Below are 21,110 nucleotides of genomic sequence, written 5' to 3'. Positions count from 1 at the left end.
TTCCCAATGCGAAAACGGCCAAAAAGGGCAGCTAAGCTAGCAGGCGGCGGTTGCTCCGTGCGCATAATGGCTCCGGCTGCCGCGCGGGCCACCCTCCGGGACTTATAGCACGCCGCACCCTTACCGCCCGCTTTGGGCTGGCTTTCTTTTTTTTCCGTTTTTTCTTTTGGAAAATGTTATGCGGGATTGGGGAAAGTAACAGAACATTTTGTCAAACTTAAAATCTTTCGATTATGGAAATTACAGGACGACTGACAGCGGATGCCCAGGTGCGTACGCTGTCCGACAACAGGCAGGTGGTGAACTTCTCAGTGGCGGTTAGCAACAGTTATAAGGCGCGCAGCGGGGAACGTATCACACAGACCGAATTTTTTGACTGTGCCTACTGGTTTTCTACAGGCATAGCGCAGTACCTGACCAAAGGCAGCCTTGTAGAGCTTGCAGGGCGTGTGTCTGCCCGTGCGTGGATGGGCAACGATGGGCAGCCTAAAGCGGGGCTGAACTTTAACACCACCGACATTAAACTGCACGGGGGCAGCAACAAAGCCGAAACACAGGCAGGACAGCCACAAACTGAAAAACAGGCGCATCCTGTAAACCAGACCGCAGCAAGCGCAGCACCTGTGTACGAAGCCGAAATACTACCCAATGGTGCAGCCCCAGACGATGACCTCCCATTCTAAAACCGTTTAACCTTTAAATTGTAACATCATGGCACATAATATAAATTTCAATGAAGCAACAGGGCAACATGCCTTTATGAGTGTAAAGCAGCCCGCATGGCACGGGCTTGGGCAGATAGTAGAAAACTATCCTACAAGCCGTGAAGCGATAGCCGTTGCAGGCTTGGACTACGAAGTAACCAAAGCCCCGATTTTTGCAAGGGGTGCAGGGCTATTCGATACCTACCCAGTACCCGACCAGTACGCCACCATGCGCACCGATACCAAAGCCGTCTTTGGTGTGGTGGGCAAGGATTACCAAATAGTACAGAATGCCGATGCGTTCGCCTTTTTTGATGCCATTGTAGGCGGTGGCGAGGGCATACTCTATGAAACCGCAGGCGCACTCGGCAACGGGGAACGCATTTTTATCACTGCCAAGCTGCCCGGCTACATCCGTGTAGGCAACGGGGACGATGTAACCCAAAAGTATATTTTCCTGACCACCTCCCACGATGGCAGCGGTTCAATAACCGCAGCCTTTACGCCCGTGCGCATCGTCTGCCAAAACACCCTTAATGCAGCCCTGAAAACCGCTACCAACGTGGTACGCATACGCCATACCGCAGGGGCTAAAGAACGTTTGGAGCAGGCGCACAAAGTGATGGGCGTTGCCGATAACCTTTCAATACAATTGGAGGGCATTTTTAACCAATGGGCTAATGTGCGTATTGAGGATAAACAGGTAAAGCAACTGATACAGTTGGCACTTTGCCCGAACAAAGAAACCTACAACCTCTTAAAGAAAGGGGCTACCGAGGAACTTTCGACCATGTATAAAAATGCCTGTGATGCTGCTTTCGAGTATGCAATGGCAGACGATACCCAAACATTGGCTACCACTAAAGGCACCTTGTTTGGTGCCTACAATGCCGTTACGGGCTACTACCAAAATGTGCGCAGCTTTAAAACGGATGAGGACAAACTAAAATCCATCTGTTTGGGCGGCACGGCACAGGCACGGGGGCAAAAAGCCTTTGACCTGTGCGGGAGCTTTGCCAAAGATGGGGCGGTTGCCCTGCAATCCAACTGATAGTTAACCGCTGCACCGCTAAGCGGTGCAGCATAAAATTTATAGTTATGAGCATATTAGCACAAACCACAGAACGCAAGGCAGTAACCACACTAAAAAAAGTACTGCCGATTATGGAAAGGCTTGACCATGTTGCCATGAGCGCAGCCGATGCCTTTGACACCGCAACCGCCCTGAACCTGATTAGGCGTGTAATCGAAAGCAACCCCGAACCGAAACGTAAACCCAAAAAATAAAACATTATGCCAGTTACCAATTTTTTCGCCCATATCGCAGCCATTCCTTTCGAGGGCTGCCTGAACATTACCGTCAAAAAGGACGGGGAACAACTGACCACCTCCGTACTGCTCCAAAATGACGGTTGTGGGGATGCCGCCAAAAGCCATATACCGCCCCTGATACTTAAAGGCAGCGCAAAGGAACTGTGTGAGGGCTTTTTTGATGCTGTCAGCGCACCCGTAGCCGAAACCTCTAAACTGCTCGTGAATATGGAGCAGTTTCTTAAAGGGCAGGAAGCTGCCAAGAAAAACGCAGCGATGGAAAAGAAAAAAACCGAAAAAATGGATAAAGCCGATAAATCGGACAAGCCCGCCACGCCCGAGGAAATCAAAGCAATGAAATACAAGGGTATTATGGCGGAAGTCGACAAACTCGAAGCAGCAGGCAAATACAGGGAAGCGTGGTTAAAAGTTCCCAAAACTTCCGAGTTCCCCGACAAATCCGAGGAAATGCAAAAACGCAGGTCGAACCTGTCGGCTCAATTCAGCCCCGACCTGTTTGGCGCAGGACAGTCTGCTACCGATATAACGAATGTTGAACCTAAAACCAAACAAGATGCTACAGACCACACTACTGCCGAGGGTATTCCTGATGAAGGACAAGGGCAATGAGTTTGCCCTTACTGACCCCGACCCGAAATGGAGCGTAGAAGCCGTGATGCATTTCTATGCGAATACCTACCCGAGCCTGACTACCGCAAAAACGGTAGGGCCTGAAATTACCAACGATACCGTGCAGTACCGTTTTGAAACCACAATGGGTACAAAAGGATAATGATACTATTAACATTATGGACTATGCTAAAGATATTAACGGGGCAGTTACGGCTGCCCCAAAACAAAAGGCAAAAGCTGCTGCACAAAAACGCAGGCGAATTCCTAATAGGCTTGCAGCGCAGGAAAGACACCTCCGAAGTGCTTGCCGACCGCCCGGGGTCAGCCCCTGCGGGGCTGCTGCCTATGGTTTTCTGAAAACCCGTTTCCTGCCCCACTACACGGGGCAGGCAATCGCAGGCGGTACAGAAAAGAAAGATTTTTACCGCAGCTTAAAATTGCTGTGTGAACATTATAAAATAAAACCTTTGGACACCACAGGCTTTGCCTATCCCTACGGCAAGGAGGTTGTCCTGTACGAAGCAGGCAGGCTGCTCAACCAAACCTACCCACAGCATATTGAGATGGAAGTATTGGAGCATAACGGCAGTTTTGCAGTGGAAGCAACAGAATCCTGTTATACAGGTAACACGCTGTTTTATATCCCTGTGCTGCCCCTGCATTATATGATGCAGGACAAAAAGCACCGTAAAAGCGCACGGCTCTTGCTCTGTGTTTTCAGTTACCTGTACCACACCGCAAACATTCCTTATTACACAGAAGACAGCTTCCTGTACTGGCAGTACGAAATGGTATCGGAATGGGTACAAAATGACCCCGATGACTGGGAGCAAAAAGACTATTACGACTATGTAAGCCAGTTACGGGCTGCACAGCACTATGGGGAAACGATGCTGCGCAGGATTTGGAATACCATACATCTTGACCATTTCGGGGAATGGCTCGACAGCTTTCAGCCCCATGATGATTTTGACAGGCAATGCCAAAGTATCGCCCAAAAATTTTACCAACTGTGGCAGGACTACCCTGGAACTTCCATATACCGCCATGCCGATACAAGCTGCCTGCCCGATTTTGAAGAGGACGGATGCGATGATTACGACTGTATTACGATGGAAAAATACATCGGGTTTGTCGCCTGTACTGATGGGTGGCTGTATGAAAACGTACAACAGTCGGTTAACGCCTACTTTAACGAAAGCGTCTGTAAACAGGAGCCTGTCCTGAAACGCTGCTTTGATGGGCAACCGCAGGACACCGACACACTTGACTTTGAGTGCCGTTTGTTCCCACTTTTAAATGAATTGTGTTACCTCTTAAACGGCTATGACTATGGCAACGAACGTACAACTGTTCCATCCTAAAGCCGCCCTTGTCGTTTTTACGGCAAGCGGTTATGCTGCCCCGTATATCGAATATTATGATATGGACGAGACTGGCTGCCCTGTAAACCCGCACCCGCTAACGGTCAGGGAAGCGCAAAGCCTTGCCAAAGCCCTTGATACCCGTGAGCAAGCGGGAAAGGCGTTCCTGCGCCCCGAGGGCATACTGCCTGCTAACGTTTTACATATCGACCCGTCCGATAACGGCAGTGTGGTATGGTATACCAAGCCCCAACGGCAAACGCTGTATTTTGCCGAAAGCCTTGGATTGCAAAATGGCATAGTTGCCCTGCCTGCACTCGTTTGGAAAGCTAATAAAAAAGAGCTGCAAATCTTTGCACTTAAAGGCACAGCCAAACCAAAAGCCGAAACCCGTTTATACCATGCCCCATTCTTTAACCTCTACCAAAAAGGCTATGTCTGTATGGGTAATGTCAATGTTGCCATTAAATCCGCTGCCAGCCTGGAGGAATTTATTGGCGCATGGCAGGGCTATTTTTTTGAAAGCTATTTTTCGCACCACATCAATGACCACAACCCCGTAGGTGTTAACCTGTTTAACCTCTACAAAGAACTGATGGCAGACCCTGAAAAAATATTTCCGAGCGATACCCTAAGACCTACACCGCTAACCCTTAAAAACCTGTTGTAATGGAAACTAAAATAAAGGCACACTTTACCGCACCTGAACTACTGAACCCGACCAACCCGATAAGCGTATGCCTGATTGGTGCAGGCGGTACAGGCTCACAGGTGCTGACAGGCTTGGCACGGATGTCCCACAGCCTGCAACAATTGGGACACGCAGGCTTTCAGGTCAGCCTGTGGGATGATGATATAATTACTGATGCCAATCGTGGCAGGCAGTTATTTGCAGAGTGTGAAGTCGGGTTATCTAAAGCAACCGCCCTCATTACCCGTACCAACCGTTTTTTCGGCACAGCACGGAAAGCCGTCGAAAAGCCTTTTACCGTTAATACAACGACAGGCAGGAATGCGATTTATATTTCCTGTGTGGACACCGCAGCAGCCCGTTTCGGGATTTCCGAGGTACTGAACGATTTGGATTTGAGTGCACACCGTACCGATACGCCCCGCTATTGGATGGACTTCGGTAACAGCAGGGACACAGGGCAGGTTATCCTTTCCACAATCGGCAGCATTAAACAGCCTGCTTCGGAAAAGTTCACACCTGTGGGCAGCCTGCCACAGGTCACCCGTGAATTTGGGGAACTACTCACACAGGGCGATACCGAAGACCTGCCAAGCTGCTCCCTTGCCGAAGCCCTCGAAAAGCAGGATTTGTTCATCAACTCCGTATTGGCACAAATGGGTTGCAGCCTGTTGTGGCAGCTTATTAGAAAGGGCTTTACCGAGCAGCGGGGTATCTTTGTCAACCTTTTAGAATTCAGGACGTTGCCGTTGCCGCTTTAGGCGGCGGCACTCCACCATGTAAACCATCCCGGGGTTCTTGCGGCGCAAGACTGCTAAAATCTTTAGGTGCCTGAGCCTATGACATCAATGTAAACAGGCCAGCTATCCACCTCAGGCGTTGGATAAATATGATCTTTGGTTATGCCGTCAGCCTCCAGCTTTTTAATGATGTAAGGTGCCAGGCTTTTTTTGATATTAAAACATTCGCAAAAACGATACTCCTTTGTATCTCCCTCAGGAAATGCTTCGGCGTAATTGTCCTTACCTGCAACTTCGAGGGGTTTGTAAGGACTGGCGTTTAATACAAAGACCCCTTGCTGGTTTACTATATTATGGCTGTTATTAAGTGAAAAGATAAAACCTTTTTCTGCATCTTTATCGCTAAAGAACATAAGATCAAAGCCTGTAAGGTGTCTGGCCATGGTGAGATGCTTTATCAAACCGGAACCAAAGACCCTCTTAATATCAAAAAGACTGCGCCCCTTAAAATGTTCTTCCATCTCTATACGCTGTGCATCATCTTTTGCTATCTCGGTTATTACAGCTACAGCAGCTTCTCTGCCCTGCTCTTCAAAGATTTCTTCCATTAGCTTCCGCATGCCGGAGAGATTTTCCTCTTCAATATAATACACGCTGAAGTAGTTATTGATTTCCTTCGGTCCCTCGTTTTCTGATAGATGGTCCAATCCGAAATAAAGCGCATTCCTAAAACTGTAGGTCCAGTCCATTAAGGGTGTGGGACAGCCGTGGTGTTGAAGGAAACCAAGAACAGCAAGATCATTTAGTACATCTACGTTATGCTCCTTTAATAGTTCTAGTATCCTTTCATCAAATGTCTCGCGTCCTTTATCGGCTAGTCGTTCCAGCAGCGTTTCTATCGACCATCCTTTTTCTTCCAACTTTTCTGTTATCCAAGAGCGCTGGAGCTTATTGTAAAGCCGCCATGCTGCTTCACGTTGTCCGCGGAATAACATACCTTCCGCATTTTTATACTTGTCATATATAACATCAAATTCGGCTTCAGTATTGATCTCTACCTGGTCAAAGAAAAATGATTTCTGAAGCAAAGACTGGTACTCAGGCATTGCCTCATGACCAACGTAAGGAGGAATGAGATGTGAGTGCAGGATAACATTCATGAACGCTCTTAATCTGGGTGAATGTGTAGCGGGAACATCAACCCTGAAGTCAATTAGATCCTGCAGTAGATTGGGATCAGGTATTTTTTCCGTTCCACCATTGCGGAGATATTCATTTGTAAGCTGTACTTTAAGCTCAAATTCATCTTGTGCTGCCATATGTAAGTGATTGTGATCAGCAATTTACACATTTTCAAAAACAAAAAAAATTAGATGAATTAATTGTTTCAATTATAGATTTTTATCTTTAAGTCAAAATCTATTTTCATGAAAAAAGTAACCCTGACACGGCAGGAATTTTATGAATTGATATGGAGTACGCCATTGAGCCAACTGGCGAAGACTTATGCCATATCCGATAATGGCCTTCGCAAGATGTGCAAAAAATACAAGGTACCTATCCCCTTTAACGGATACTGGCAGAAGCTTAAGTTTAACAAGCCGGTCAGGCCCGAAAAGCTGCCGGCTTTTGCTATGGATAGGGATGCGATTGAGCTGCCCCTTCGCGGGGAGGATAATCCGCTGAGCAATGGATGTCTCCCCTGAAACACTCTTGGTACGCCAGATCAAGGGAGATCCGGCTGCACCGCTAACCGTTCCTGATGAGCTGGAAAAGCCGCATTTCCTCATCAAGGAAACAAGGCGGTATTGGTCCGACACAAAAAAGCATAAAGGAGGCTATAGCTATAAGAGCCCGTTCGCCTGTCTCAGCATCTATGTTGAGAAGGACACGCAGCCGCGAGCGCTTCGGTTCTTTGATACACTCATAAAGCTTCTGGAATATCGGGGTCATAAGGTCATCGTACGGGGGGCAGCAACCTATGCCATAATTGATACAATTGAACTCGATCTTACCCTGCGGGAATCAGGCAATCGGGTTTATAACGACGAAGGCCACTGGCGGACCTCGGAGATTGTTCCTAATGGCAGGCTGCACCTCAAGACAGGCAGGCACTCATGGGATAAGCAATGGCTGGAAAATAAAACCGGGCTGGAAAGCATGCTGGCCAAGATTGTAGCCCGTCTTGAACTTGATGCTGAGAAGGAAGCGAAATGGCGTGAAGAGTGCCGTCTTTCTGAAATACGGCGCAGGGAAGAAGAAAAGCTGCGCCTTGAGCAAGAAGCCATCCGGCGAGCGGAACAGCAAAGAACGGATACCCTGCTAAAGCAGGCAGAGCAGTATGAGAGGGCGCAGCAGATAAGGAGGCTTATCGATGCGGCGCAGCAACAGGAGTCAGCAGAGGGCAACGTAACAGATAATTTTAGGGAGTGGTTACACTGGGCAAGTGAAAAGGCAGACGCAGTCGATCCCATTACAGCAATTATTATTAACTCAGGACGGAGTTAAGAACAGGGCGGCACCTGCGTGCTGCCTCCGCATCGGTGCAAAGTGCTCCCGGACTGCGCAAATTCAGCAATCCTTATCTAATGTAATGGTTACTTCGCCATCCGCCGTAAAGCCTTTCGAATCCTCGTAAGTAACACAAATGGTATTGATCATTACAACACGCGTCGGAACTTGTCCGGCTGTGAATCCCAGCCCTTAAACAGGAAAGGCCGCCTTGAAATTAGGGCTCCTGAAAGGCCAAACCCGATGTATGGCAAAAAGGATGCATCCAGTGCCCTTAAAAGCTCAAGCTGTTGCACCGTCAATTCAAATCGGGAAGCGAGCCAGCCCAATGGATTTTTTGAGAGCTGCATTGTCTCATTCTGCAACTGTTCAATATCAAACTCAAGAAGTTCAGCATGCAGGGCCGCTTCCCCTTCAGGGGTGAAAGAATGTCGTGTCATATACGGGATTAAGCCGTAAAATTAATCCCAGTTCCTGGATATGGAATTGCAAAAAACAGGCAGGTTATTTCAAAAAAAGATATTTTCCTCGCAATCTCTATTGAAGGTGATGAATTGCTGGAACAATAAATCGGACACTTATGACAAGGTTGAAAAAGGATGCAGTGTCTAAAGTATTGATCCTGAGACTCGGGATTATTTTGAAATTGTCAAGCCATTGATTCAATTTTTCCATAACTCAGGTTTTTTCAACGTATGCCATATGTTTTCTCAGTTCCATGAGTTCTGCTTCAAGCTTTGCTAGCTTTAGAGCATTTTCATCCAAAATAGGTGTATCTAATCCTCGTCTTAAACGCTGCATTTCACGTCCTATGGCCTGTTGCTCTGTGACTGCATACTCCTCGGTTTGCTGAATAGAATGATGTCCTAGCATCTCCTTGACTATATGGATCGGTACGTGGTAAGGGCACTATTAACTCCACATAGATCGGCAATCTCCTTAAGGTAAGCATTCATCTTCTGGTTTGACGAAATGGGTAATAGGGAATCTTTTTTAAGGCATTGCGGATGCTTTCTATAGCGTTCCAGAATTTCGTGTGCTTTTGGTAATAGCGGTATATTTATTGGCCTCCCCGTCTTCTGCCTTTCTGAAATCAACCATAACTCCCCATCAATTCCAACACTGACATTTGATCTCTTTAAATTAAAAGTATCTGCATAGGCAAGGCCAGTGTAACACTGAAAGACAAAAATATCCCTAATCAAAGACAGGCGTGGCAAATCAAACTTATGATGCTCAATTTTAAACAGTTCCTCCCTAGTCAATGGCTGCTTAAACAACTTGATCTTTCTTGTCTTAAACCGCTTGAAAGGGTTGTGCAAAATTATTTCCAGATCAATACCGATCAGGACAATCTTTTTGAAATTTGTAATGTATTTTAATGCAGTGTTATTGCTGATATTTTTTACGGTCTTAAGATAAAATTCGTAATTCTTGATAAACTCTAAGGTTATATCCCTAAAATCAATTTCATCAATCTTGTATCGGTATTGGAGAAATTCCTGTAAGTGTTTTTTCGAGATCTCAAAACGCTCATAAGTTCCAAACGCATAATTCCCACTTTTAACTAAAGCCAGCATTTCATCATTATGTTTTTGAAATTGTTGGATAACCTTGGCTGAGGAATTATCCCTTCCGGTAACATGATCAATTAGTTTTTTACTCGTTATTGCCTGCTTATTAAAGAAAAGCTCATTTCTAAACTGATGAATTCTGTTTACTATAAGGTCTAAAAAGTGGTTGAGGGTTTGTGCCGTATCATCATCCCCAGTCATTCTTTGAAGATTTTGGTTCCACCGGCTCAACAAACATTTGCGGGATATGGAAATTTCTGCTGGTTTACCATCCACTATTATCCTTAAATAAATATATCGTTCGGCGCGATCAAATCGGGGCGTTTTAAGAAAAAAACTAATAGAAAAATTATGTGCTAACATGATCAGTATCTTGTATATTGAAAGCTACATTTAAGCTCCGCATCACAAAAATAGAGAACATACAAATCGCTAATCCACCACAGAAAACAAGTTATTAACCTTATTATTAATATTTTACATCAATTAAAGTTTTACAACTGCTTCACCGATGTACTGTCACTTCAAAACGAGAGTATCTGCTAAACCAGTCCACTATCAAACATTACATTTTTAGAATTCTCAGTGACACTTTTACAAACTTCAACTCTACCCCTTCACCTAAAATAAATTATATTTGATATCTATAGAAAAATAACAGATGTCAGATACTATCCGAAATGTTGCGACCGCCAAGCAAACCGGCGGAGGTGGATTCACTTTTGAAGATAAAGTAACTGCCTGGTTTATTTCCCACCTGTTAGGCAATACTATTGCCATTGACAAGGAAATCGGAAAAATTGCCAGGATTGATTTTCAGGTACGACCTCAGGGATGGCTTTTTGATGACCTGCTCATTACCCAACAATCTGCTGAGGGAGATGAAAGCAGGATGGCAGTATCGATCAAGAGCAATGTTCAGTTTTCCGGAAGTGGGCCAACTTCAGAATTACTCTACGACCTGTGGAACCAATATACAGGCGAGCCAGCCCGGATATTTGATCCCCTAGAAGATTATCTCTGCATTGTCAATGCACCGGCACCGGCATCCATAGGCATCGACCTGATAGGTTTGCTCAAGGCTGCCAAAGTAATGGACCCTGCGATATTTTTGGAAAACATCTCCCAACCTGACAAGGGGTTCTCCGCCTCGAAAATGACGCTTTTCAAGAATTTTCAATGCCCTGAAGACCTTGCCGCAAAACACGGTATAAGTGATTCCGATACGGTCACTTTACTGAGCCGTCTCTATTTCCTGGACTTTGATTTTGAAAGCCCCTCATCCCGAAGCGAAAGTTCGCTCATCGCAGTGTTGCGGCCACTTTTGCGCAATACCGACGGCAATGCGGAAATGCTGTTATACGATTCCTTATGCCGACTGAGAAGTGAATATGCACCTGGGCAAAGCTATCTTGACCTTGACAGTTTGGTAAAAAAAATAAGAACGCTTCATAATCTAGCAGACCATCCAACTTACGTAAGTGAGTGGAAGAAAATCTCTACAGTTAGTAAAATGGCCGTCGCATCACTTCACCATACAATAGGTAATTATATAGACTTGCCGAGAAAGGATGAACTTGATAAGCTGAAAGGGGAAGTTGAAAATAATGAGGCCGTATTTGTCTTGGGTAAATCGGGTTATGGCAAATCGGTTTTGGTCAAAAAGCTTCTGGAGCAAGAGGCCGATATTTACGAAAACTTTATATGGATCGACGCGTTCAGCATTGGAGCCGGAAACCTTACTCACTATTTTGGACTTCACCATCCTTTATCGGAGGTGGTTAAAAATATCCGAAGGCAATCATATTTAGTTATCGACGGGATAGACAGGATTTTGAAGGAAGAAGAACTTCGTGTCTTGTATGAGATCATCTCAATCGCAAAGTCACCCGATTCCGGCTGGAAAATTATTATTACATGCCAAAATGAGGATTATTGGGATGTCATAAGCCGGTTGAGCAGGATTAATATATCCTTAAGTGCTGCAAATTTTGCCGTGAGGCTCAATATGTATAATCATGTCGGTGAGCTGCGTACGCATTTTCCTGAACTTGCAGACCTGTATAAGCATAAGCATCTGAAAACCGTACTGAATAATTTGAAGTACGTCGATATGCTGGCCATAAAACTTACTTCGGGTGCTCCTATACCGGAAAAGGATTTGATTGGGGAAGCAACAATCATCGATTGGATTTGGAGTGCAGAGTTTGATTCTATAGGCACGCGCTTCATGCACACATTTGGAGAGAAGCAGGCACAGCAATTTGCATTAGGTGTGCCCGTAACAGATTTCAGCATCCCCGACATGCAGCCATTGGATAGCCTGAAAGCAAAGAAAATACTTTATGAGGAAACCGATAAGCTATACCTGGTCCATGATTTATTTGGCGATTGGGCGAGGTACAAGCTACTCCGCTCCAAAGACCAGGATATAAAAAGTTATCTCTTATCAATACAACTGGTTTCACCGCTTTGGCGAAAGGCAATCCGGCTTTATGGCATTTACCTTCTGGATAATGAAAGCGGTGCTGCTGCCTGGATCAGCTTAATGAAACGGCTTTCAGAAAGCGAGCCTGCCGAAAAGATCGTACAGGACCTGCTTCTGGAATCGTTGTTTTTCTCCGCCTCACCTTACAGGCATCTCGAATCCGTACTGGAATACCTGAAAGAGGACGATGGAAAGATGTTTAGGAGATTTATTGACCAGTTCATGATCAAAGCCACCGTTCCCAATCATAATGTGATGGAATTTGCCAAGGACATGGACGGTATTACCGGTGCCGAAGCTGCTTCCTATGCCCGAGTGCCGGACTTTATGTATTGGCCTGATATCATCAGTTTCATACGTGATCATAAAGACAGTATATTAGAGTATGCAAGGCTTAAAATTGCAAATTTATGTTCCTTGTGGTTTACTTACACTAAGCCAGGATTTCCTTACCGCGATGAAGCCGCGGAGATTGCTTTAGCTAATGCCAAATGGATGTTTGATTTCAAGCTGAACCGTGGTTTTGTAAGTGGGGACGCAGATGAAGAAATTTATTCCGCATTTCTTGCAGCAGTACACGAACGCCCTGATGAAGTGGCTGAACTTGCGCTAAAGCTGTGCAAAAGAATCAAAGTCGAGAGACCCAAGTCAGATACGGATAAAGGTTTTGAGCTCAGGCCAAAATCTTTATTTGCGGGAGCCAAGATCAGGGATGCCAAGCAGTGGCCTGACGGCCCTTATGAAAATGTAGACGATGCTTTTGAAGAGGTTTGCCTGGATAAGGGCTCCCTTGAGCCAATGATCCAAAAGCTTCCTGAAAAAGCTATGGAAGTTTGTCTGGCGTTGCTTATTGAACCGCCCAGGGAAGTTTCTTTCGGATATGATTCCTCGCATTATCATTTGGACATCAATCGACCTAGAAGATGGTTTCCTCCATTTTATACACGGGGCCCATTCATGTATTTCTTTAAGCACCATCCGTGGACAGGCATAGAATTGGTGATTAAGCTGGTAAATTTTGCTGCCACGCAGTGGACGAACAGCTATACGCACGAAGGCAAGGATATACCAAAACTCGTGATGCCTGTCGGTGGTACTGATAAAGATTTTATTGGAGACGAGAGAATGTATTACTGGTTCAGGAACAGCACTAGCGGACCTCATGCTGTTGTAAGCGCATTACAGTCATTAGAAAAATTTTTAATAGACACTGTTGATAATGGTCAGCCTATAGATGAATATATTGCTTATATACTAAACAATGCCACTACATGTGCCTTTTTGGGAGTCTTAAGTTCAATGGGAAAATATAACCCCGTGCTTTTTACAGGCCCGTTACAACCGATGTTTGGTGTACTCCCATTTTACTTCTGGGAAAAAGGCCTTGATTTCGGTGGGCACGGAATTGAGGAACACCAGATGATGGGCTCAAACTTCCTGGGAAAGGAGACATGGGAATTGGCAAATGAGTGGCATAAAATGCCGCATCGCAAACGATCCATTGGATCGGCCGCCATTACCCTATACATGCATAATGATGAGATTAAAGATTTGTTTACAGGCATATTGGATGACTGGAACACCATACTTACTAAAATAGGTGACGATGCACGGACTGGCGATTATATCAAAAGGCTAATCTCTTTTTTCAACAGGGACAATTATGAGACACGTGATCATAATGGACAGGCTGTTTTAGCTTATGTTGAACCTTCGGAACTTGCCTCTGAATTCCAAGAGGTAAGGCAGCAGTTTGAATCAAGTAACAGCTTACTTACTTTCCCATTTCAATGCATGCAGATCATAGACAAAGGAGAAATGGTTAGCCCAGAGCAATGTGCTGCCATATGGCAGACGATCACCGAGCAAATCGGTTCTGACGACGATGCTCCCTATGAGTATCTTGGAGGCAAACACAGGATTGTCCTTGGCGGGAGCGCCGTATTATTCTACAATTCTGAAAATTGGCTGGACACCAACCCTGAGGCTAAAACAACAATACTCAGCTATCTGGGCGATGTACTTGAAATTTATGTGCAGAATGATTATGGCTTGCTACAAGGCGATATGGGCGATTCCTGGCACTCTTTTGCCGCACGCATCTTGGGCCTTGAATGGCATAATGACCGGGCCAGTGAACCAATCCGGAAAATGATTTCGTCTTTGATACTCAAATGCCCCTACGCAACCATCAAAAACCTGCTAATGGTCCTAGCAAAGCAATCTGGCTGGGCCGATAAGGATTTTGTGCAGCTCCAGAACCTTATATTGCTATATGCGGCAGCGAGGTATAAAGCATATGCACTGTCGACCAGAACTTACTTTGGGGAGCATTCACAGCCGGAAGATTTTGTCCTGAACGAGCACCTCCAAAAAATTGCTGACGACTTTATTAATGCAACTATACCCTCAAGTTTAATTGACTGGTCAGAGCTGCGATTTCTTGCAAAAAAAGGCAGAAAAAAATGGGGAGATAATGACGATGAAGGTAATAGGTTCCTGCCTGGAATCGATATTAAAATACTACAGCATCTTTTTGCAGCGTTACCAAAACTCGAGGGATTATCCGGCGCGGATAGGGCACACATTCTTGCGTTGTGGCAGCAGGCGCTTAACCAGATTGTGTTTGAGTTAGGCCCTGTAACTGAGGTGGAGCCTGATCGGGAATATCCCGATGAATTTCATTTTTTTGTTATCCAAAAAATCGGAGAGCTGTTATTGGATATCCAGCCAGATGATAATCTTGCACCACCGGATTTTTGGAAGCCGCTACTTGCTTATGGCAACCAGGCCCAGGAATGGGTGAAACATTTAATCGAATCTTATTTCATCGGCAATATCGAGCAGGAAACCAAGCGGGAAAAATTTTTTGAGGAGTGGACAGCCATGACGGAATTTGTTTTGGTGCAGCCCACTTGGAATAGTGATAAATACAGAAGGCCATCCACTATTGCATTTACCCTATTCAGCATCTCAGACCGAATGATCCCATGGTGGAAAAACCTGAGTTATGCACATTTTTATGACAAGGCAATCCAAAAAGTTATTGCGTGGGCCGCTACCAAAAAATATGACCAGGAAGTCATTTGCAGAGTACTAACATTATTGACAGTTACCGCCGGAAAATTGGTTTTACATGAAGGGATCGATGTTGTAATTACATACCTCAGGCTTCGGATTGCCACCGATAAAGTTGGCCCGCCGAAAGGTTATGTTCGCAGAGAATTCGAATGTGAAGATACTCTTGCAAAGACAGCAAGCTTCCTTTGGGAGAAGCATAAGGAGGACATAAAAGGAAATCCGACAACGCTCAATGCATTAAAAGAAACCATCCTATATCTCGTGGCCCGGCAGAACAGTATTGGATTGGAATTGCAGGAAAGGGTTTTGTTTTAAGATATCAATTGTACCATCGTTGCAGCGATAGCAATACGCTGCCATATTAGCAATACAGCTGTTAGCCTGACAATTGCACAAGAAATAGCAAGCTTAAAAAGTTTAAAGATTTTTACGCATTTGAGATTTAAGGAATTTCTACTATGCCCATCTAACGAATTCATGGCTACCACTTGGCGGCCTAATGCGCCCAAGCGCCCCTGGTCTTCATTTGCCTAATCGATATGCTCTTTTCGGCTCGAAACGAATTTCCCTATATATTGTGCTGCTTTTCGAGTATCATCGCGTTGCACCTTATTTGGTGAGAAGAAGGTCAATGCCCTCTATAAAAACCAGCAGATTACCGGCAGCATACAATACACCTTCAACGTGCTAGACTGCCTTTAACTATATACGCCATTCACTTTGTCTCCTATCTCAATGGCTTGGGAGATATGATAATTCCCTTTGTCTTTTTTCCGTTAATAAAGTCAGCATAATCCCTCCCGTAACAGCATCATTCCAAATTGTGTCTTGAATGTTTAAATTACATCTTTTTATAAAAATATTTTGAAGATATTAAGCTAAAAATGAAACTAAATAATATTTATAAAATATATTTAATGTGATGTTAATTTTCTATAAATTACATATATTAGTATCTTAAAAAATTAAAAATAAGCATTTAATAATCGAACAACTCAAGATATTTAGCAAATGAAGATTTGGATTTACTACGAGGGCTACCTTTCAAAAATGAATCTTTCACCAATCTTAAGTAGATTAAATTATTGCGATCGTGATATTATAATTTTTTCATCAACCTCAACCTCACACTTTGATAAAGAAAAAATACGCAATTCCGCTTCAATCGAAACTTTTTTTAAAAAATCTTCAAAAGGAGACAAGTTACTGACAGGAATTGGAACACCAGGCAAAGTCGAAAGAGAATTACTTTCATTTTGTCACAGACAAAAAATAAAAACAATTGTTCTTATTTCAGATCTTGGCTTTGATCCTATAAAATTGAAAACAGACCAAAAGTATTTGGTTCCCGATTTGTTAATATTTCCTGATAAGATAACTACTCAAAAATTTGTATCCAAATTGGGAAGCCTAAACTATATAAGTGGTGGTCTACCTTTTTTGGATAATTTTTATGATCTAAATGTAATTTCAAGAGAGTGCTCCAATACTATTGGCTTTTTTTCAGTACCAATTGAATATGATCAAATCCATTGGACTTGGCCGATCGAGTATACAAGTCAAATACTTTTAAATGATATTATGTATGCTATAACCGATTCCGATTTTGAATCTGTCAGGGTGAGAAAGCATCCCAAAGAAGAAGTCTATTCAGAAGTTGGCACAGTTTCAAATCTAAGGTTTGAGTCAAACGATTTAGAAATGATTGAGTACTTCATATTGTCAAACAAATTATTAATTTCAAGTTACAGTACCTCAATAATATTGGCTGCGCTTTTAAAAAAGCCCAGCTATAGTTACCAACCTGATAGTAAGTTTATAATAAGAGAAGAAATATTTGATGCTATTGGAATACCGATAATTAAGAATAGGGAGCGAATTAAAAAATTAATTAAAGAACCAAATCTATCTGTAAATTATGACTTCGATTCGATTTACAACATGGGTAGAGCTACTCAATATATTATGGATCAAAACATATTAGATATATGAAGCTCGATGTTATAATGCCAGTTATGAACAAACCTTCATTGGAGAAGGTTCTTACCCATTTTTACACTCTCGAAAATTATATCAATAATTTAATCGTAGTTGACTTTAATCCACAGCAAAATTTTCATTTGGATAAACTTTGCTCATTGAACCAGATATATGTTGCAATCCGTTCACAAAAATATTTCAATAAAAGTCTAGCCAATAATATCGGTTTCAGCAAATCAAGTAGTGAATACATCACATTCTGCGATGCCGATGTATTAATAGAGCCGGATTATTTTTTACAAATAAAAGAAATGCTAAATGAGGGATGTAAAAATGCAGTTTTTATATTAGACCACGTAATTGAGACTTTTGACGGTACTAAAAGGCCAGCGCCTGGAATATGTAGCTGTCCAAGAAATGCATTTATCGAAATTGAGGGATATAGCAGTGAATTCGAGGGATGGGGAAAAGAAGACCAAGATTTTCTCCATCGGCTAAGATTAAATCAAATGCAAGAATATAGAATTTCTTTTGGGCACCATATCTCTCACTCAAATGAAGAAAGAATTAAAAATTATAATGGCGACAATATCTCAGCTATGAGAAATAAAAACAACATCCTCTTCAAGAATAGAGTCGACAATAATGTACTAAGAGGAACTTATGTTAACGATCTGCAGAAAATAAAATATGATGATGAATTTTGACGAAGTTCGTATTGAAAATACTAACTATTGCGGTTACAAATGCTTTTTTTGTCCTCGTGAAAAAATGGACAGAGAAATGGGGTTTATGTCACTCGAAGATTTTGAGTTAGCCGTAGATTCCATTCATGGGCATTCCGGCCTCGTAGATTTACATGGCTTTGGAGAACCACTACTGGATAAATTACTTATTAAAAAAATAAAACATCTCAAAACAGCATTACCAAATTCTAAATCACGAATTTACACAACATTAGGCTCCATCCACCCAAATATTTCAATTTGCGAACTTGTGGAATCAGGTTTAGACGAAATACAAATTAGTTTTTATGGTGTCAACAAAATATCTTATAAACAGACGCATGGTATAGATAAATTTGATGCAGCATTAAAAAATCTAAAAGAACTCTGCTTTTTAAAGCAGAAAAAAAATCTAAAAATACATATAGTGGTGCGCGATTTCCCTACACATACAGAAATTGACGCACCTTATACAAATGAGGAATTATCGAACTGGTGTCACCTTTTGACGAGCCTTCCTGTAACCACAATTTCTAGAGAAATGCATAATTATGGAGAAGGCCGAAGTTATAATAAGCCAGGATCTGAAGGAGTTTGTTCAGTGACTTGGGGCTACCGAAAAAGGATTCTACAAATCACATGGAACCTCGATGTTATACCCTGTTGCTTTGACAGTAACTCTTCGATAATCTTTGGCAATCTGAAAACATCTAGAATTGACGAAATTTTTTCCTCTCTTCGTTATGCTAATTTTATAGAAGCACATCTAAATAATCAATTAGAAAAATACCCTGTATGTTTTAACTGTGAGCGTTGCTTTAAGTCCTGAATTGAAAAGTGAGTAAATTATGAAAAATAGTATTTATACATACCAGTGGATGTCGGGTGAAGGCTTTCTATTTCCATCTATATTTAACACGTCAAAAATAATTGAGGGAAAAATTGGACATAAAACATCCGAAATTATAGATCAAATCAATAGTTCTCAAGGTTATTTTCTATTCCATATTAATTTAACATATACAAATTACTTTTTTGAAGATAGAAAAGTGTTAATCGAAGCTTTATTAAATAAAAATCTAGTACCGATAAATGCAAATATTACTAATACGACGAAAAGAAATATCCAAGAACTCTGTAAAAAAAATAAAATTAATACTGTTTCCGCCAAAGAAGAAGGAGATCTAAACGAACTGCTTATAATAAAAACTGACTATAATTACGCCGGAATTTCAGAGAGTAAGTTGACTTCCTCAGAGAAAAAAAAACTACAAATAATTGATTCTTCACATCCTCTTGATATTTACTATAAGATTATGCCAAGAAAAAATGTGGAAAAAGGAGTCTGGTATGACTCAAGTCTCGTCGTTGAGAAATTCATAAACAACAAACAAAACCTATTCTATAGAGTCCATAAATTATTTAATCACTTAGTGGTCACAGAAATGGTTGATTCTAATTTAATTAGAAAAGTACCTGATGGACTTCCTGTTTTGAATTATTATTACGACTTAGATATAGACTACACTCAAGATAAAAACTTTCTCAGGTTTAATTCGATAATCACACAAATTCAAAAATTGAGCATAGATGCTGAAATTGATTATGCGGCATTTGATGTTGTAAAGTCGGATAATGACAATTATTATATTATAGATATCAATTTGACTCCTTACTGGGGATATACAGACAATCAAACAATGTTTAATTTCATTTTTAATGCTTTACAATAACCAAAAACATTTAAAAAAAGACCTGTTACCCGCAATTCATAATCCCAATAATAATTGGTTGATAATAATTGCAGGCGGTGACGATGGTGTGATTAAATTAATTTTGGACTATAGTCCACAAAATCTTGCTGATATTATCAAAACGCACCACGATGATGAATATGTTGCAATTATAGAGTGTAGAAGCTTTTTGAAAAAAGAGCTTAATAAGATCCAACGATTTATTTATACCTACACAAGGCATAATTTTGAAATATTTATCTTTCTCGTTCCCGATAAAAAAGCACCACTAAAAGAAATTAGATTTGATGGACTGTGTTCGTCATTTCTAACGCGAATCTCTATTCTAAAAAGATTTTTTAAAAAAAACAGCTCGCAGGATATTTCCGTGCGATGTTATGAGATTGCCTATTTAATTCTAAATTCTATTAAACCGATTGACGGATTTTTAGTAAAAACGCTTTTAGATTTTGAACCTATTGTTAAAGATAAAAAAGAAACAACAGAATTTTCAATTATAATATCCCACTATGGAAAGTACAAATATTTGAAAACCTGTTTGTCTTATCTGAGCCCTGATTTTGCCAACATTCTAGTTGGATTTGACTTAAACAAATCAAATAACCATATAACCGAATTTACCGAGAACTACAAAGACATCAAATTTTTTATATCCAACAAAAACAAAAATGGTCCATATGGAATTAGGAGTGAGCTGATAAACGAATCACCTAGTGATGTTTGTGTATTTCAAGACTCTGATGATATTTCATGCATAGACAGATTTAAAACACTGATAAATAATATAAATTCTGAAGAAAACGATTTTGTTGGATCGCATGAACTACGAGTAGATGAAATAGAAAATTGTATTAAAATATATAGATATCCATTATCCGTCAATAGTGCGTTAAATAACGCCCCTTATCATTGCCTATTATTCCCCACATCTGCAATAAAAAAACATTCTTATATAGAATGTGGTGGGTTATCAAATCACATCAGATTTGGGCTAGATACACAATTTCTCTTAAAAAGCTATTTCAGTTTGAAAATTATAAATGTTGACAAGTTTTTATATATAAGGCGACGAAGGGAAAAATCTTTAACAACACATCCTAAAACCGCCTTAGGCACTCAAACTAGAATTCGTTATCTGAAATTATGGAAAAATGACTTTACAAAAATAAAACAAGGACTGCTCACAATAGAAAATTCAAGTCTTAATACTACAAAAAAATACAATATCGAACTTAAAAGAATAAACTAATGAAGAAAACTTTTTACGATCGATATTATTCAACTAACGGATGGAATTATGATTATGAAAAGGAACTCGAGAAATTAAAAAATAATGTGCTGTCTTTCATAAATACAAATAATAGGAACATCATTGAAATTGGTTGTGGTCTTGGATTTCACAGCAATTTAGGGTGTTCTATGGGATATAGAATAAAAGGTTATGACAGTTCAATTGTAGCAATTGAAAGGGCTACCGAGCGTTACCCAAATGTGCAATTTAAACATTATGATGTTTAATATCTCAGCGATTTATATGAATAGGATTCAATAGAT

The 21,110-nt window shown here is 41.6% G+C and carries 20 protein-coding genes; 17 read left to right on the top strand and 3 right to left on the bottom strand.

Annotation, left to right across the window (positions count from 1 at the left end; genetic code table 11):
• Positions 1 to 233: 233 nt before the first annotated feature.
• Genes KJK34_RS03445 through KJK34_RS03410 form a run of 8 tightly spaced genes read left to right on the top strand, consistent with a single transcriptional unit; the run spans position 234 to position 5,464 of the window.
• The gene (locus KJK34_RS03445) at positions 234 to 683 is read left to right on the top strand and encodes a single-stranded DNA-binding protein (RefSeq protein WP_223052463.1); all 450 of its coding nucleotides are present in this window, start codon (positions 234 to 236) and stop codon (positions 681 to 683) included.
• A 28-nt stretch (positions 684 to 711) separates the two neighbouring features.
• Positions 712 to 1,755, top strand: coding sequence for a DUF932 domain-containing protein (locus KJK34_RS03440; protein WP_223052462.1), 1,044 nt, complete (start codon positions 712 to 714; stop codon positions 1,753 to 1,755).
• A gap of 47 nt (positions 1,756 to 1,802) precedes the next feature.
• A complete protein-coding gene (locus KJK34_RS03435) occupies positions 1,803 to 1,991 on the top strand; it encodes a hypothetical protein (RefSeq protein ID WP_223052461.1) in 189 nt (62 codons plus the stop codon).
• Positions 1,992 to 1,997: 6 nt separating this feature from the next.
• A complete protein-coding gene (locus KJK34_RS03430; protein WP_223052460.1) occupies positions 1,998 to 2,645 on the top strand; it encodes a prtrc system protein e in 648 nt (215 codons plus the stop codon).
• Positions 2,590 to 2,808, top strand: a complete 219-nt coding sequence (locus tag KJK34_RS03425) for a PRTRC system protein C (protein ID WP_223052459.1) — start codon at positions 2,590 to 2,592, stop codon at positions 2,806 to 2,808. Before KJK34_RS03430 ends, KJK34_RS03425 begins: the two co-directional genes overlap by 56 nt.
• 16 nt (positions 2,809 to 2,824) lie before the next feature.
• Positions 2,825 to 4,012 (top strand): hypothetical protein, encoded by a 1,188-nt coding sequence (locus KJK34_RS03420; protein ID WP_223052458.1) that lies wholly within the window; start codon positions 2,825 to 2,827, stop codon positions 4,010 to 4,012.
• Complete coding sequence (locus KJK34_RS03415; RefSeq protein ID WP_236937574.1) at positions 3,981 to 4,682, top strand: PRTRC system protein B; 702 nt, start codon at positions 3,981 to 3,983, stop codon at positions 4,680 to 4,682. The genes KJK34_RS03420 and KJK34_RS03415 overlap by 32 nt, the downstream gene beginning before the upstream one ends.
• Positions 4,682 to 5,464, top strand: a complete 783-nt coding sequence (locus KJK34_RS03410) for a PRTRC system ThiF family protein (RefSeq protein WP_223052456.1) — start codon at positions 4,682 to 4,684, stop codon at positions 5,462 to 5,464. The genes KJK34_RS03415 and KJK34_RS03410 overlap by 1 nt, the downstream gene beginning before the upstream one ends.
• Positions 5,465 to 5,526: 62 nt before the next feature.
• Here the strand turns inward: KJK34_RS03410 and KJK34_RS03405 are convergent, their stop codons facing one another.
• Positions 5,527 to 6,762, bottom strand: coding sequence for an FRG domain-containing protein (locus tag KJK34_RS03405; RefSeq protein ID WP_223052455.1), 1,236 nt, complete (start codon positions 6,760 to 6,762; stop codon positions 5,527 to 5,529).
• A gap of 108 nt (positions 6,763 to 6,870) precedes the next feature.
• Between KJK34_RS03405 and KJK34_RS03400 the strand changes: the two genes are divergently transcribed.
• Complete coding sequence (locus tag KJK34_RS03400; protein ID WP_223052454.1) at positions 6,871 to 7,149, top strand: hypothetical protein; 279 nt, start codon at positions 6,871 to 6,873, stop codon at positions 7,147 to 7,149.
• Positions 7,133 to 7,951 carry a hypothetical protein gene (locus tag KJK34_RS03395; RefSeq protein WP_223052453.1) on the top strand — a complete coding sequence of 273 codons (819 nt, stop codon included), beginning with the start codon at positions 7,133 to 7,135 and terminating at the stop codon, positions 7,949 to 7,951. The genes KJK34_RS03400 and KJK34_RS03395 overlap by 17 nt, the downstream gene beginning before the upstream one ends.
• A 152-nt stretch (positions 7,952 to 8,103) precedes the next feature.
• Here KJK34_RS03395 and KJK34_RS03390 read toward each other — a convergent pair whose 3' ends face one another.
• On the bottom strand, positions 8,104 to 8,394 hold the full coding sequence (locus KJK34_RS03390) for a hypothetical protein (protein WP_223052452.1): 291 nt from the start codon (positions 8,392 to 8,394) through the stop codon (positions 8,104 to 8,106).
• Positions 8,395 to 8,835: 441 nt separating this feature from the next.
• Complete coding sequence (locus KJK34_RS03385) at positions 8,836 to 9,891, bottom strand: site-specific integrase (RefSeq protein WP_369075496.1); 1,056 nt, start codon at positions 9,889 to 9,891, stop codon at positions 8,836 to 8,838.
• 298 nt (positions 9,892 to 10,189) lie between these two features.
• Between KJK34_RS03385 and KJK34_RS03380 the strand changes: the two genes are divergently transcribed.
• The 7 genes from KJK34_RS03380 (at position 10,190) to KJK34_RS03350 (ending at position 21,074) form a co-directional block, all read left to right on the top strand.
• Positions 10,190 to 15,412, top strand: coding sequence for an NACHT domain-containing protein (locus tag KJK34_RS03380; protein ID WP_223052451.1), 5,223 nt, complete (start codon positions 10,190 to 10,192; stop codon positions 15,410 to 15,412).
• Positions 15,413 to 16,108: 696 nt separating this feature from the next.
• Positions 16,109 to 17,089, top strand: coding sequence for a hypothetical protein (locus KJK34_RS03375; protein ID WP_223052450.1), 981 nt, complete (start codon positions 16,109 to 16,111; stop codon positions 17,087 to 17,089).
• Positions 17,086 to 17,784, top strand: coding sequence for a glycosyltransferase family 2 protein (locus KJK34_RS03370; protein WP_223052449.1), 699 nt, complete (start codon positions 17,086 to 17,088; stop codon positions 17,782 to 17,784). The genes KJK34_RS03375 and KJK34_RS03370 overlap by 4 nt, the downstream gene beginning before the upstream one ends.
• Positions 17,774 to 18,631 (top strand): radical SAM/SPASM domain-containing protein, encoded by an 858-nt coding sequence (locus KJK34_RS03365; RefSeq protein WP_223052448.1) that lies wholly within the window; start codon positions 17,774 to 17,776, stop codon positions 18,629 to 18,631. Before KJK34_RS03370 ends, KJK34_RS03365 begins: the two co-directional genes overlap by 11 nt.
• A 19-nt stretch (positions 18,632 to 18,650) precedes the next feature.
• Positions 18,651 to 19,535 carry a hypothetical protein gene (locus tag KJK34_RS03360; protein WP_223052447.1) on the top strand — a complete coding sequence of 295 codons (885 nt, stop codon included), beginning with the start codon at positions 18,651 to 18,653 and terminating at the stop codon, positions 19,533 to 19,535.
• Positions 19,522 to 20,805 carry a glycosyltransferase gene (locus tag KJK34_RS03355; protein WP_223052446.1) on the top strand — a complete coding sequence of 428 codons (1,284 nt, stop codon included), beginning with the start codon at positions 19,522 to 19,524 and terminating at the stop codon, positions 20,803 to 20,805. Before KJK34_RS03360 ends, KJK34_RS03355 begins: the two co-directional genes overlap by 14 nt.
• On the top strand, positions 20,805 to 21,074 hold the full coding sequence (locus KJK34_RS03350; protein ID WP_223052445.1) for a class I SAM-dependent methyltransferase: 270 nt from the start codon (positions 20,805 to 20,807) through the stop codon (positions 21,072 to 21,074). The genes KJK34_RS03355 and KJK34_RS03350 overlap by 1 nt, the downstream gene beginning before the upstream one ends.
• Positions 21,075 to 21,110: the final 36 nt, after the last annotated feature.

It is taken from the genome of Flavobacterium coralii, from assembly GCF_019891545.1.
GTDB lineage: Bacteria > Bacteroidota > Bacteroidia > Flavobacteriales > Flavobacteriaceae > Flavobacterium > Flavobacterium coralii.
This window is presented reverse-complemented; position numbering and strand designations above follow the sequence as displayed.

Coding starts and splice junctions, on each gene's coding strand:
- KJK34_RS03445 (WP_223052463.1), top strand. CDS start 234: ATGGAAATTACAGGACGACTGACAGCGGATGCCCAGGTGCGTACGCTG.
- KJK34_RS03440 (WP_223052462.1), top strand. CDS start 712: ATGGCACATAATATAAATTTCAATGAAGCAACAGGGCAACATGCCTTT.
- KJK34_RS03435 (WP_223052461.1), top strand. CDS start 1,803: ATGAGCATATTAGCACAAACCACAGAACGCAAGGCAGTAACCACACTA.
- KJK34_RS03430 (WP_223052460.1), top strand. CDS start 1,998: ATGCCAGTTACCAATTTTTTCGCCCATATCGCAGCCATTCCTTTCGAG.
- KJK34_RS03425 (WP_223052459.1), top strand. CDS start 2,590: ATGCTACAGACCACACTACTGCCGAGGGTATTCCTGATGAAGGACAAG.
- KJK34_RS03420 (WP_223052458.1), top strand. CDS start 2,825: ATGGACTATGCTAAAGATATTAACGGGGCAGTTACGGCTGCCCCAAAA.
- KJK34_RS03415 (WP_236937574.1), top strand. CDS start 3,981: ATGGCAACGAACGTACAACTGTTCCATCCTAAAGCCGCCCTTGTCGTT.
- KJK34_RS03410 (WP_223052456.1), top strand. CDS start 4,682: ATGGAAACTAAAATAAAGGCACACTTTACCGCACCTGAACTACTGAAC.
- KJK34_RS03405 (WP_223052455.1), bottom strand. CDS start 6,762: ATGGCAGCACAAGATGAATTTGAGCTTAAAGTACAGCTTACAAATGAA.
- KJK34_RS03400 (WP_223052454.1), top strand. CDS start 6,871: ATGAAAAAAGTAACCCTGACACGGCAGGAATTTTATGAATTGATATGG.
- KJK34_RS03395 (WP_223052453.1), top strand. CDS start 7,133: ATGGATGTCTCCCCTGAAACACTCTTGGTACGCCAGATCAAGGGAGAT.
- KJK34_RS03390 (WP_223052452.1), bottom strand. CDS start 8,394: ATGACACGACATTCTTTCACCCCTGAAGGGGAAGCGGCCCTGCATGCT.
- KJK34_RS03385 (WP_369075496.1), bottom strand. CDS start 9,891: ATGTTAGCACATAATTTTTCTATTAGTTTTTTTCTTAAAACGCCCCGA.
- KJK34_RS03380 (WP_223052451.1), top strand. CDS start 10,190: ATGTCAGATACTATCCGAAATGTTGCGACCGCCAAGCAAACCGGCGGA.
- KJK34_RS03375 (WP_223052450.1), top strand. CDS start 16,109: ATGAAGATTTGGATTTACTACGAGGGCTACCTTTCAAAAATGAATCTT.
- KJK34_RS03370 (WP_223052449.1), top strand. CDS start 17,086: ATGAAGCTCGATGTTATAATGCCAGTTATGAACAAACCTTCATTGGAG.
- KJK34_RS03365 (WP_223052448.1), top strand. CDS start 17,774: ATGAATTTTGACGAAGTTCGTATTGAAAATACTAACTATTGCGGTTAC.
- KJK34_RS03360 (WP_223052447.1), top strand. CDS start 18,651: ATGAAAAATAGTATTTATACATACCAGTGGATGTCGGGTGAAGGCTTT.
- KJK34_RS03355 (WP_223052446.1), top strand. CDS start 19,522: ATGCTTTACAATAACCAAAAACATTTAAAAAAAGACCTGTTACCCGCA.
- KJK34_RS03350 (WP_223052445.1), top strand. CDS start 20,805: ATGAAGAAAACTTTTTACGATCGATATTATTCAACTAACGGATGGAAT.